Source organism: Rhodospirillaceae bacterium, assembly GCA_018660465.1.
Classification (GTDB): domain Bacteria; phylum Pseudomonadota; class Alphaproteobacteria; order Rhodospirillales; family JABJKH01; genus JABJKH01.
This window is the reverse complement of sequence record JABJKH010000019.1, coordinates 1-12,664: the sequence shown is the minus strand read 5'-3', so window position 1 is coordinate 12,664 and position 12,664 is coordinate 1. Positions and strand designations below refer to the sequence as shown.

The following is a 12,664-nucleotide window of genomic DNA, read 5'->3' as shown; positions in this document are numbered from 1 at the left end:
GGCTGGGCCATGATGCGCATTACCATTGCCGCTGTCGGAAAATTTGGCGGCGGCAAGAACGTTCCTGAACGCGCTCTCTTTGAACATTACGCCGGACGCATTAGCGGATCGTTTGATCTTAAAGAGGTCGAAGAGAAACGCCGCCTGCCCGACAAAGAAAGAAAACGCAGTGAAGGCAGTCTTCTGTTAAAGACGATCCCTGATGGTGCCTTCGTTGTCGCCTTGGACGAACGCGGCAAATCCCTCACGAGCATCGAGTTTTCAAAAAAGATCGGGTCCTGGCAAGACGATGGCGTGCGCGATTTGTTTTTCGTTATTGGTGGTGCTAATGGACACAGCGACGAAGTCCTGAAACGCGCCAACTTCAAACTCTCGCTTAGTTCCCTCACCTGGCCACATTTATTGGTCCGCGGCATGTTAGCCGAGCAAATTTTTCGGGCACAAAGTATTTTAAGCGGACATCCGTATCATCGGGAGTGAGAGGTTCTTTTATTCCTTTAATTCCCACTGTGCCATGTCTTCCAACGTATCTAATCGTTTTTGGATGTAGCCCCAAAGCAGGATCGGTTGAACCGTGTCGTAATCATGACGAAGGACGTTGCCGAACTGACGTAGGGCTGGCAAATCTAGGTCTGGGTATTTTGCATCGAATTCACTTCCCAACTTACGAACCGCTTCGGCAATGCGTTCAAAACATCGCTCAACGGCATCGATTGTCTTTAGATCATCGATAAAGTCAGCCTGGGTCATTGCCGCCGTATACTGTCTGATTCGCTTGCTGTTCTCAAGAATGTCTTCAAACCGCTGAGCGGGATCCTTAGAAGGCATAGATCGCGTCCCGGTCAACTTCTGGTCGGATGCGAGACTTTAAGCTGGCACGGTTCGCAATTTCAACGCGGTGTCCTGGACACTTTTCTCCGACAGCATCTTCAATTAATCCACAGACGCTCACGTAGTCGACTAGGTCGCACACCTTCTTGGTATCGATATCAATAATAATATCGATGTCGCTGCTGTCGTCATGGTCCCCCCGTGCCGTACTGCCAAATACGCCCGCATGAAGTATACCCTGCCTCTTGAGCAAAGGACGCACTGATTTTAAGGCTCCTATAACCTCAAAGAACCGGTCTAACGCTTTGGGCTGTTGATCTCCGTTGACCAACGCCTTGGCGTACGAACGCAAGGCAGGTGCTTGAGCTTGAGGCACAGTCACGGTTACATCGACAATTCCTTTTTGCCGCAGACGTGCTCGACGATTTCGTTGGCGTTCCGCATTGGTCGCCATGGTTCAAGCTTTCGATTATGTTACATGTTAATTTTTGTTACATGTAACATAATATAAGATGACGAAATTGTCAACAAGTACGCTAAAAAAGAAGATCATTCGCCCTTTGGCGTTCCGCCAATTTCGACTATATATAAGCGAGCTTTTTTAAGACCGGATTCGAATATGGAAACATCCTCCCAAGACCGGCCAAAACCTGTTGTTCTCTGTATCCTTGATGGCTGGGGAGATCGAGCGGCAGCCGCGGATAATGCTGTGTCGCTTGGCAAGACGCCGAATTGGGACCGCATGGTGGCGGAACTGCCGCGCGCACAGTTGCTGACGTCTGGTGATGAGGTTGGCTTGCCTGACGGGCAGATGGGAAATTCGGAAGTCGGGCACACGAACCTCGGCGCGGGTCGGGTCGTGTTGCAAGACCTGCCCAAGATCGATCAGGCGGTAGCGGACGGCTCGCTGGCGAAGAAAGCTCCGCTTCAAGACCTGATTACAAAGTTGAAAAATTCTGGTGGCACCTGTCACCTGATGGGGCTTCTATCCCCCGGCGGTGTTCATTCGCACCAGGACCATATGGTTTCCCTGGCCAAAACCGTTGCGGGTCAAGGTGTGCCTGTTGCCATCCATGCATTTTTGGACGGCCGCGACACGCCTCCCAAAAGCGCCCAGGGATTTATGGAGACCTTCGCGGCTAATCTCACAGAAACGGAAGGTGTCTCCATCGCAACGGTTTCTGGCCGCTATTACGCGATGGACCGGGATACCCGCTGGGACCGCGTGTCCAAGGCTTTTTCTGGGCTGATGGTGGGGGAAGGCGAAACAGCGTCTCATCCTGTAGTAGCGATTTCCACAAGCTATGATGCAGACGTTACCGACGAATTCATGCTGCCAACAGTCATCGGCGACTACGCAGGCATGAAGGACGGCGACGGTCTGTTGATGGCAAATTTCCGGGCGGATCGTGCCCGAGAAATTTTGACAGCACTTGTAGACCCAGACTTCGATGGGTTTGAGCGCACCCGAATCTGCAACTTCGCAGCACGGATTGGATTGTCGGAATATTCGACGGACCTCAACCGGTTTTTCGAAACTCTGTTCCCGCCATTGGCACTCGAAAATATTTTAGGACAGATTGTCGCGGATGCGGGCTTGAAACAACTTCGCATTGCCGAGACCGAAAAGTACGCCCACGTTACGTTCTTCTTCAATGGCGGACGAGAAGAAGTGTTCCCGGGCGAAGAGCGTATTCTCGTACCCTCACCCGATGTCGCGACCTATGACTTAAAACCGGAAATGTCAGCCGGCGAGGTTACCGATAAACTAACCGCCGCAATTGAAGACGGCCGCTTCGACCTAATCATCGTCAACTACGCGAACGGCGACATGGTGGGTCATACCGGCATGATTGATGCCGCGGTCAGGGCGGCGGAAACCTTGGATACTTGCCTTGGTCGGGTAGGCGAATCGGTAGAGAAAGCCGGTGGCGTGATGATGATTACCGCCGATCATGGCAATTGCGAAATGATGATCGATCCGAAGACTGGTGAGCCGCATACGGCGCACACCGTAAATCCAGTTCCCCTCGTCATGGTTGGTGCACCCGATTGGGTCCATCGCATCGAGAACGGTCGTTTGGCCGATATGGCACCGACTCTCCTGCGCTTGCTCGGGCTACCGCAACCCGCCGAAATGACCGGGCGATCGCTTATCGTGGAAGACGGCACGCAAGTCGCCGCGGCACAATAGGGCACAATAGAGTGACGCACCTTCATAGAATTAAGATCTGCGCCTGTTTAATAGGAGCCTTGTTGTGGGGGGCGGCAGCTTCCGCCCAAGCCAAAGAAGCCACCCCTGATAAACAGTTAAATGATGTTCAAAGGGCGTTGAAAAAGAGCCTCAAAGAAGACCGTCGCCTCAGACGTGAAGCCGCTCTTCTCGCACAAGAACTGGTTAAATTCCGCCGCGAATCGATTACGCAGGCTAAGGCTATTCAAGACCACGAACAGCGTGTGACGTGGTTAGAAGCTAAACTGACCGACCTCAATCGCCAACAACTGGAAAAAAAAGAAAAATTAAAACGCCAGCGTCGGCAGTTCGCATCGGTATTAATTGCCTTGCAGCGGCTGGCAAATAATCCCCCTGAGGCCCTCATCGCACAACCGATTGCACCCGGCGATATGGTGCGAAGTGCCATCCTTTTGCGGGCTGCTGTGCCGAAGTTGGAAACCCATGCATCGCGGCTTCGCCATGACCTGGCAACGCTTAACACAGCCCGCGAAGAAACCTTGGCGCGGCGGGTAGAACTGGAGTCTGCATCGACGGAACTGCGCCATGAAAGGGCGAATCTAAAGCGACTCTTATTAGATACAACCCGACTGAAAAATCAAATCTCCACCCGAAGCAACCGCGCGTCGCGTCGCGTTAAGTCACTGACAAAGAAGGAAAAATCCTTACAAGGTTTGATGGCGAGGCTGACCCGGGAACGCAAGCTGAGGGCGGAAAAAGATAATCTGCGGCGAAAGAAAATCAAACTAAAAGCACCCAAACCTGCAGCGAAAAATTCCATCTTAAAGAAGCCACAAAAGACCGCTAAACCACCTCAAGGTGGGACCCCGGAAAAGCCTTTTAGTCAGGCCCGTGGACGACTGCCCCTCCCGGCGGTGGGTCGCCTTGTCGGTCTCTATGGACAGGCCAAAAAATCCGGTCTGACCCGCAAGGGAATAACGATTAGAACCCGCCCCGGTGCACAAGTGGTGGCACCTTATGGGGGAACAGTTGTATTCTCAGGACCGTTTCGACGATACGGGCAACTCTTGATCATCGAACACAGCGAGGGATATCATAGTCTACTTGCCGGAATGGTGCGTATCGACAGTAAGACGGGAAATAAAGTTTTCGCGGGTGAACCCGTGGGGTCAATGGGGGGCGCTAACGATGGTGTTCCTTCTCTCTATCTCGAGTTGCGCCGTAATGGCCAACCGATTAATCCTCTGCCGTGGCTCGCGGCTCGGAAAGGTAAGGCAAACGGATGAAATATCGTATTCTGATCATTGCGGTTATGGCGGGATTTTTGTTCTCGGGGACGACATTCGCCCAAGAGAAGAAAAAACCGGAAAATAATGCAGAAACCTATCGGCTCCTTGATCTTTTCGGGGAAGTTTTCGAGAGGGTGCGCTCTGGCTATGTGGAAGCACCCACCGATCAGGAACTGATTGAATCTGCCATTTCAGGCATGCTGACGTCGTTGGATCCGCATTCCAGCTATATGTCCGCCAAAAGCTTCCGCGATATGCAAGTTCAAACCCGAGGCGCATTTGGCGGACTCGGCATTGAAGTCACCATGGAAGCCGGATTGGTTAAAGTTGTCTCCCCCATTGATGGGACCCCGGCACATAGAGCCGGATTGAAGCCGGGTGACTATATCTCTCACTTAGATGGCAAGCCGATCTTGGGCCTGGCCCTCGCCGAAGCTGTCGAAAAAATGCGCGGCAAAGTCGGCACAGATTTACGCCTGACAGTCCGTCGTAAGGGCAAGAAGCCGTTTGACGTCACAGTGACTCGAGCTGTCATAAAAATCCGTTCCGTGCGTTCCCGTATGGAGGGCAAAACCGGCTACCTTCGCATCACCTCGTTCAATGAACAGGCTGATAAAGGCTCGATCAAGGCGCTCGCAAAATTCAAAAAAGAGGCGGGCGATGATTTACAAGGCCTGGTTCTGGACCTTCGCAACAACCCGGGCGGTCTGTTGGATCAATCGGTGAAGATATCGGATTTGTTCCTGGATAAAGGCGAAATCGTCTCCACCCGGTCGCGTCGGCCGGAAGACACCCAGCGGTTTAACGCGCATTCAGGCGACCTGATGAATGGCCTGCCGATTGTTGTGTTAATCAATGGCGGATCGGCCTCTGCATCTGAAATTGTCGCCGGGGCGCTTCAAGATCACGGACGCGCCATCCTGTTGGGAACAAAGACATTCGGCAAGGGCTCAGTTCAAACCATTGTTCCGCTATCTGGGCATGGTGCCATGCGCCTGACGACGGCGCGGTACTATACGCCGTCCGGACGCTCCATTCAGGCGGTCGGCATTGAACCTGATATCGCAGTTGAACAAGCCAAGATCGAATCGGTTACGCCGCAGCAAACCCGACGTGAGTCTGATCTAAAAGGCGCGCTTAAAAACGAAAATGGCGGATCAAAAAAGAAAGATGATGAATCCGTGTATAAAAAATCCAAAGAGAAACCTCAGGATTATCAGCTGTCGCGGGCATTGGATTTACTTCGTGGATTGTCCTTGTTCAATAAAATGCCAGCCCCTAAAAACCAAAAAGCAGAAGCTGCTCAATAAACTCAGGGGCCCGAAAACGAGAGCCTGAAAACGAGAGCCTGAAGCATGAAATTTCCAAACCCGTTTAAACGCAAGGGTGGCGATGAAGACGACGACGACTTCGACGACGACGACGACGAGTCGGAAGAAGAGGAATCGTCTGAGGAAGAAGCCGAAGATGATGATGACGATGACGATCTAGATTTTGACGAAGAAGGCGGAGGCGGCTTCGCTAAAATTCTCGAAAAGCTAAAAAATCCAAAGGTTATGATTTTTGGCGGCCTTGGCGTCGGCGTGTTGGTAATTGGTGGCGTCGTTGCGATGCTGTTTTTAGGCGGCGATGACGAAGATGCGACAACCGCCGCCAAAAGCCCTGCAAACCAAAGCAAATCTGCCGTCAGCATGGATTTAGACGTGGCGACAAAAGGCGGCAAAAAAATGCTGACGCCGCCCAAATCCGGTAACAAAGCGCCGCCATTGCCGACAACGGGCGGAAAATCTACTGACCTTCCTGCAACAAAACGCGCCGCTTCTGGCAAAAAGGGGGCGCCTTTGCCTGCCGGTGGGAAGGCGAATGGAAAGGCTTCTTCTCCCAACCCCAGCAGAGGCGTAGCCGGTACACAAATTGCCTCCGTAGCCGCAGCATCATTTAAGAAAATTCCTGAAATTAAAATAGAAAATCCACTTTCTGCAGTTCCAGACCCGGAATTGGTCGAACAGGCTTCTCAAGGCCAAATACCAAAAATTGGGAAGGATGGTCGGCTGGCGTTAAAGGTCTACGCCCGTCCCTTCAACAAAAGCGATTCTCGCCCCCGAATTGCGCTGATTGTAACCGGTCTTGGTCTAAGCCGGGCAGCAACAGAGGCTGCAGTTCGGCGCTTGCCTGGCGCAGTGACGCTGGCATTCGATTCGTATGGCTCTAACTTGGCTGATTGGGCAGCGGCCGCGCGTGATGCTGGGCATGAAACACTTATTTTACTTCCCATGGAAACATCCGCCTTCCCGGTCCGCGATCCAGGGCCAAATGCAATCGTTTCGACACTGGAACAAAAAGAAAACTTGCGACGCCTTGAGGTCGTAATGAGCAGAATGCCCGGTTATCTAGGGGTAATGAATTCTATGGGGTCGCTCTTCATCCAAGATGGCATCCGCCTCAAACCGATCTTGGAGGTGATAAAGACCCGCGGGCTCATGTTCGTCGACAGCGGCCAAACTCGGAAATCGGCGGCACCAAAAGTTGCGACGGAAATTGGTTTACCGAAGGCGATATCTAACGTCATTGTCGACCGCAAGCCCTCCCGCGCATACATTAACCGGCAATTAGCCCGACTCGAAAACATTGCCCGCAAACAGTCTGTGTCGATCGGCATATTCCACCCCTATCCGGTTTCTTTGCAGCAAGTCACTGCTTGGATTAAAACGCTTGATAAGAAGAAATTAGCGCTCGGCCCGATATCAACCATGGCCGATGTTCAATTCGTGAAATGATTGGAGCGGATATTTATCGAAGGGGAGTCGGTGCCCTGCTCTTAAACGAGCAGAACCAAGTCTTCGTGGCTCAGCGGATTGATACACCCGGTGCATGGCAAATGCCTCAAGGTGGCATTGACGAAGGCGAAGACCCCCGCAAAACGGTGATGCGCGAACTGGTTGAAGAAATCGGCACAGATGATGCGGAAATTATTGCCGAGACCACGGACTGGTTGGTCTATGACCTTCCCGACGCGTTAAGGAGCACAGTTTGGGGTGGAAAATATCGAGGTCAAAAACAAAAATGGTTTGCCCTTCGATTCAAGGGTGCCGATTCCGATATAGACCTCGACGCTGACGATCACCCAGAATTCGACACCTGGAAATGGGTTGAGATGGATCAACTGACGCGCTTGATCGTTCCTTTCAAGCGTACTCTATATGAAAATATCATCCGTGAATTTGGTCATTTAGCTGAGAAAACGTCATGACGATGGCTATACATGCAAACCCTAATGTGTTCATATGTGGTCCACAAATAACTAGATAAGCCGCGGTAAAATTCCCCCTATGGATCCCTTTTTTAACACCCAAGAACTCATCTCTTTTTTCCAGATTATTGCCATCGATCTGGTGATGTCTGGCGATAATGCCATCATCATTGGCATGGCCGCTGCGAGTTTGCCGTCCGACCTGCGGCGCAAGGCGATTGTTTATGGGATCATGGGTGCCGCTGTCCTGCGAATTATTTTCGCAGGCCTTACTGTTCATTTGCTTGCTATTATTGGTTTAACTCTGGCAGGCGGGCTTCTGCTGGCCTGGGTATGCTGGCGGATGTGGCAGGAATTGCGAAGCGGTGGGTTTGAGTCCAATCTAGACATTGATGGCGATGATAGCGACGATACAAAATCGGACAGTCAGGTCACTCCGAACCTACGTCGTGCGTGCATGAACATCATTGTTGCCGACCTTTCCATGTCTCTGGACAATGTTCTAGCGGTGGCGGGAGCGGCGCGAGATCACTTAGGCATTCTTATTTTCGGGCTGGTCTTATCGATTGCCTTAATGGCATTTGCATCAACGCTTATTGCTAAAGTGTTGGAAAAATATCATTGGATTTCGTACCTCGGTTTGGTAATCATTGTTTACGTCGCAGGTGATATGATTTGGCGTGGCGGCTTCGAAGTTCACACGCATTTTCTCTCTCAACTCTCGCCCTAGTTTATGCCTAGTAGCCGCATATAGACCATTCGCATATGATTTATCTTCAAACGATTCTGGGGTTAGTCATTCTTCTTTGTGGTGCCGAAGTCTTAGTTCGGGGAGCTGTCTATATCGCGCGGAGTTTTGGGATATCCCACCTCGTCATTGGCATGACCATCGTCGCGTTTGGCACTTCAGCACCTGAATTGGTCGTCGTACTAGATGCTGTCGTCCTTGAGTCTGAGGGCTTAGCCCTTGGCAGCCTCATTGGCAGTAATATCGCAAATATCCTCCTGGTTCTGGGAGCCTCCACCCTGGTCATCCGCGGTGGACCTGAGATTAGCGTTGATCGAAGTGATATAATATTTTTGACAGGCGGAACTCTTGTTTTTGTTCTGTTGAGTGTTTTCGGCACACTAGACCTTGGTGCGGGCGTTATATTATTCGGCGTATTTACTGCATTTTTAATTCAGTCATTTCGAAAGCATTTACCGTCACGATCCGCCGCCACCCATACCGAGAACACATTTCACTCAACGCTTTTCAAGAAAATATTCGCCGGGTTATCTGTGATTATTGGAGTTGGCGCTGTTCTCTGGGGAGCCAATCAAATGGTTCAAGGTTGTGTCGAGATCGCCCGGTCGCTTCACGTCAGCGAAGAGGTCATTGGCTTGACCATGGTTGCACTCGGAACGTCGCTGCCGGAGTTAGCAACATCTTTCGTCGCAGCAGCCCGAGGTAACTTGGAAATGGCCGTCGGGAATATCCTCGGTAGCAATCTTTTTAACTTACTTGGGATCGGTGGTCTTGCCGCGATAATTTCACCCCTACCCGTTCCACCACAGCTTCTACTGTTTGATATTTGGGTCATGTTGGGAGCAACGATCCTGTTGGTGCCGTTCCTGATGGGGCGGTGGCACTTGAGGCCACACGTGGGCGCTGTCTTCTTTGCCGGCTACCTCGCATACATTGGTTTGCAGGCGGTCGGCGTTGGCGGGATGCTAGAGTAACTTGAAAAGAGCTCTGGCTTGCCGCATTCTTGGGCATCATGACTGATAAGAACGTCCTCATCACGGGTGCGGCGCAACGGATTGGCCGGACGATTGCTATGGATTTGGCCAACGCCGGGTGGGCTGTTGTGGTGCATTACAACAGCTCAGGCGCTGCGGCCCAAGAAGTCGTGCGAGAAATTTCTGATACGGGCGGCAAGGCGGTTGCGCTTCAAGCCGACCTTTTTCAAGAAAAAGAGACGTCAACGCTTATCAGCCGCGCTACTGATTTAATCGGCCCACTTACCTGCCTCATCAACAATGCTTCTGTGTTTGAGCATGACGTGCCCGCAACTGTGACCCAAGGTTCTTGGGACAAGCATATGCAAATCAATTTGCGGGCACCGTTTGTCTTATCGCAAGCCTTTGCCGAGCAAATTCCCAACGCCACTCCCGGTGCCATAATCAACATCATAGATCAGCGTGTCTGGAACTTAACGCCTGATTTCACCTCTTATACCCTAAGCAAGGCTGGGCTGTGGACGCTGACACAAACCCTCGCCATGGCACTGGCACCCAACATTCGCGTCAATGCCATCGGACCGGGTCCGACGTTGCAAAGCAAATCCCAGTCACCCGATGAATTTAGCCAAGAATACGCCGAGACTCTTTTAAAGCAGCAAGTGACGACGGAAGAAATTGGGCGGACAGTACGTTTCATTCTTGACGCGCCGTCGTTAACCGGGCAGATGATCGCCATAGACGGGGGCCAACATTTAGGTCCCGTCAAAAGTAATTGATTTTAAGGACGTAAAATGACCGCCGAAAGCGCTAAAATTGTTCACCCATTAAAGATTGCGGATGCTCGTAATTCATTACGGCACGTGTTTATTCGGGATTTGCTTTTGCCATGTTCCATTGGCGTGCATCAGCATGAAAAAACCAAGCCGCAACAAATTCGTATTAATTTGGATTTGGCCGTCAAAGAAAGCACGGATGCGCTAAACGACCAAATCGAGAATGTGGTGAATTACGAAGAAATCGTCATCGGTGTCCGTGCTCTGATCGCACGCGGACATGTTAACCTGGTCGAAACCCTGGCGGACGATATCGCAACTATGTGCCTGGAAGATCTTCGGGTCCGTTCCGTCCGCGTTCAGATCGAAAAATTGGACGTCTTCGAAGACGCAACAAGTGTCGGAGTCGAGATAGAACGGTTCTCAACCGCGCTCTAGTAATTTAGCCGCACTTCGGGCCAATCCCTTGGAATTAAAGCTTTGTTCGGAGGTCTTCGCGTGAGTTGTGCACAGCGATTTTAAATTTTTTATTACGAAATCGATATGTTTTGAATCCGGAATTTAAAATTTCGATTGCGATTAATTTCTACTTTATCGTTTAATATCAATAGGTTATTAAAATGCCTAAAATTTGAGCGATTTATAGGAATGCCCGGACTTCCTAGGGTCTCCGTCGGAAAGCCATTGTTTTCAACAAAGTTATCCACCACTGTCGTGGACAGTCGGCGATTAATCGGATAAGCCGGTGCAACAGGTGAAATCAACAGGTGAAATCAACTCTGGGCACAGGCGTGTGGTGGATCGTAAAACCAACAAAGCGACCGGGGCAGTCCCCGCAGTACCGGAGGGACAGGATGCCTCAGACGGCCCGTTAGGCACACCGGCCATACCAATGGGCGCGGACGTCATTCAGACTTATCTGAAGACCCTGCCGTCCAAGCCTGGTGTTTACCGAATGATTAACGCCGACGGCGATGTCCTTTATGTCGGCAAAGCAAAGAACCTCCGCAAACGGGTCGCAAATTATACCAGCCCCGCCCGTTTAAGCATCCGCATTCGTCGTATGGTCGCGATCACAGCATCTATGGAGTTCGTTACCACCCATACTGAAGCCGAAGCGCTGTTGCTGGAAGCGAACCTGATCAAGCGCCTTGCACCCAGGTACAACATCCTGCTGCGGGACGACAAATCATATCCGGCGATTTTGATCACTGGCGATCACGACTTCCCGCAAGTTCTCAAGCACCGCGGCGCACGCAAGCGAAAGGGCGAATACTTCGGACCCTTCGCATCTGCGGGTGCGGTCAACCAGACCCTCACCGTCCTGCAACGCGCCTTCCTTTTACGCACCTGCACGGATGCCGTCTTTTCCAGTCGGACCCGGCCCTGCCTGCTCTACCAAATCAAACGCTGTGCTGGCCCTTGCGTCGACAAAATCAGCCAGGCCAACTATGCAACTTTGGTCGAAGAATCTCGACAATTCCTACAGGGCGAAAGCCAGGACTTTCAACGCCGCCTGTCGGCCCGCATGCAGGATGCCAGCGACACGTTGGATTTCGAAAAAGCCGCAGATTACCGGGACCGCATCCAAGCGCTCACCCGCATTCAAGCGCATCAAGATATCAACGTTACCGGCATCACCGATGCGGATATCATCGCCGCTCATCAGGAGGCCGGGCAGACCTGTATTCAAGTTTTCTTTTTCCGTACCGGACGCAACTTCGGCAACCGAGCCTATTTTCCCAATCATGCCCGTGATATTGATGCCGCCCAGGTATTGGAAGCCTTCCTCGGTCAGTTTTATGCAGATAAACAACTGCCCAAATTAGTACTGGTCAGCCATAAGCTTGAAAATCATGACCTTGTTCAAGAAGCGCTCAGCACCCACGCGAATAAAAAAGTCGTGCTGTCGCGACCCGTTCGGGGCGAAAAACGAAAGCTGATCAAACACGCAGCCCTTAATGCCCGGGATGCCCTGCGTCGCCGCATGGCCGAAAGTGCGTCGCAGCGCCAGTTGTTGGAGGGTCTGGCCCGAGCTCTCGACTTAGACACGCCCCCTGAACGCATCGAAGTCTACGACAACAGCCATATTTCCGGCGAGAAAGCGGTCGGTGGCATGATCGTTGCGGGGCCGGAAGGAATGATTAAAAACGCGTATCGGAAGTTTAACATCCGTGTGGCCGTCAACAGGAAAGGCGATTCTGGCGCACAAGCTGGCGATGATTATGCGATGATGCGGGAAGTTCTGTCCCGCCGGTTTAGCCGCGCCCTCAAAGAAGATCCTGACCGGACGGGCGGTCAGTGGCCTGATCTGGTTCTCATTGACGGCGGAGCGGGTCAGCTTTCCGTCGTGCGCGAAGTCTTCGCCGAACTGGGCATTGAAGATGTCGCCTTGGCCTCAATCGCCAAGGGACCGGACCGGAATGCCGGTCGGGAACGATTTTTCTTACCGGATCGTGAACCCTTTTCGTTGGACGCACGCGATCCTGTCCTCTATTTCTTACAGCGTCTGCGGGACGAAGCGCACCGGTTTGCCATTGGCGCACATCGGGGGCGACGGCAGAAGGTCTTGGTACGCTCGATTTTGGATGAAATTCCGGGG

General features: G+C 51.9%; 13 protein-coding genes and 1 pseudogene. 11 read left to right on the top strand and 3 right to left on the bottom strand.

Annotated elements, in window-relative coordinates; genetic code table 11:
• Window positions 1–12 precede the first annotated feature (12 nt).
• Complete coding sequence (gene rlmH / locus HOM51_03860; GenBank protein MBT5033632.1) at window positions 13–480, top strand: 23S rRNA (pseudouridine(1915)-N(3))-methyltransferase RlmH; 468 nt, start codon at window positions 13–15, stop codon at window positions 478–480.
• 9 nt (window positions 481–489) lie between these two features.
• On the opposite strand, the gene HOM51_03855 is transcribed toward rlmH, so the two are convergent.
• A complete protein-coding gene (locus HOM51_03855; protein ID MBT5033631.1) occupies window positions 490–828 on the bottom strand; it encodes a DUF86 domain-containing protein in 339 nt (112 codons plus the stop codon).
• Window positions 818–1,285: a hypothetical protein gene (locus tag HOM51_03850; GenBank protein ID MBT5033630.1), complete on the bottom strand. Its 468-nt coding sequence runs from the start codon at window positions 1,283–1,285 to the stop codon at window positions 818–820. The genes HOM51_03855 and HOM51_03850 overlap by 11 nt, the downstream gene beginning before the upstream one ends.
• A 165-nt stretch (window positions 1,286–1,450) precedes the next feature.
• On the opposite strand from HOM51_03850, the gene HOM51_03845 reads away from it, so the two are divergent.
• From HOM51_03845 to HOM51_03835, 3 genes are all read left to right on the top strand, one after another.
• On the top strand, window positions 1,451–3,025 hold the full coding sequence (locus HOM51_03845; protein ID MBT5033629.1) for a 2,3-bisphosphoglycerate-independent phosphoglycerate mutase: 1,575 nt from the start codon (window positions 1,451–1,453) through the stop codon (window positions 3,023–3,025).
• 62 nt (window positions 3,026–3,087) lie between these two features.
• The gene (locus HOM51_03840; protein ID MBT5033628.1) at window positions 3,088–4,311 is read left to right on the top strand and encodes a peptidoglycan DD-metalloendopeptidase family protein; all 1,224 of its coding nucleotides are present in this window, start codon (window positions 3,088–3,090) and stop codon (window positions 4,309–4,311) included.
• Entirely contained in the window at window positions 4,308–5,624 is a 1,317-nt protein-coding gene (locus tag HOM51_03835) for a S41 family peptidase (protein MBT5033627.1), read from the top strand. The genes HOM51_03840 and HOM51_03835 overlap by 4 nt, the downstream gene beginning before the upstream one ends.
• Before the next feature lie 2 nt (window positions 5,625–5,626).
• Here the strand turns inward: HOM51_03835 and HOM51_03830 are convergent.
• Window positions 5,627–5,797 (bottom strand): annotated as a pseudogene (locus tag HOM51_03830) (xylanase).
• Between the two features lie 244 nt (window positions 5,798–6,041).
• Between HOM51_03830 and HOM51_03825 the strand changes: the two are divergent.
• From HOM51_03825 to uvrC, 7 genes are all read left to right on the top strand, one after another.
• Window positions 6,042–7,091 (top strand): divergent polysaccharide deacetylase family protein, encoded by a 1,050-nt coding sequence (locus tag HOM51_03825; GenBank protein MBT5033626.1) that lies wholly within the window; start codon window positions 6,042–6,044, stop codon window positions 7,089–7,091.
• Entirely contained in the window at window positions 7,088–7,564 is a 477-nt protein-coding gene (locus HOM51_03820; GenBank protein ID MBT5033625.1) for an RNA pyrophosphohydrolase, read from the top strand. The genes HOM51_03825 and HOM51_03820 overlap by 4 nt, the downstream gene beginning before the upstream one ends.
• Before the next feature lie 79 nt (window positions 7,565–7,643).
• Window positions 7,644–8,294, top strand: a complete 651-nt coding sequence (locus HOM51_03815) for a TerC family protein (protein MBT5033624.1) — start codon at window positions 7,644–7,646, stop codon at window positions 8,292–8,294.
• A gap of 35 nt (window positions 8,295–8,329) precedes the next feature.
• Window positions 8,330–9,286: a calcium/sodium antiporter gene (locus HOM51_03810; GenBank protein MBT5033623.1), complete on the top strand. Its 957-nt coding sequence runs from the start codon at window positions 8,330–8,332 to the stop codon at window positions 9,284–9,286.
• 38 nt (window positions 9,287–9,324) lie between these two features.
• Window positions 9,325–10,065, top strand: a complete 741-nt coding sequence (locus tag HOM51_03805; protein ID MBT5033622.1) for an SDR family oxidoreductase — start codon at window positions 9,325–9,327, stop codon at window positions 10,063–10,065.
• Between the two features lie 15 nt (window positions 10,066–10,080).
• Entirely contained in the window at window positions 10,081–10,500 is a 420-nt protein-coding gene (gene folB, locus HOM51_03800) for a dihydroneopterin aldolase (protein MBT5033621.1), read from the top strand.
• A 454-nt stretch (window positions 10,501–10,954) separates the two neighbouring features.
• Window positions 10,955–12,664, top strand: a 1,710-nt coding sequence (gene uvrC, locus HOM51_03795) for an excinuclease ABC subunit UvrC (protein MBT5033620.1), incomplete at its 3' end; no start/stop codon positions are given.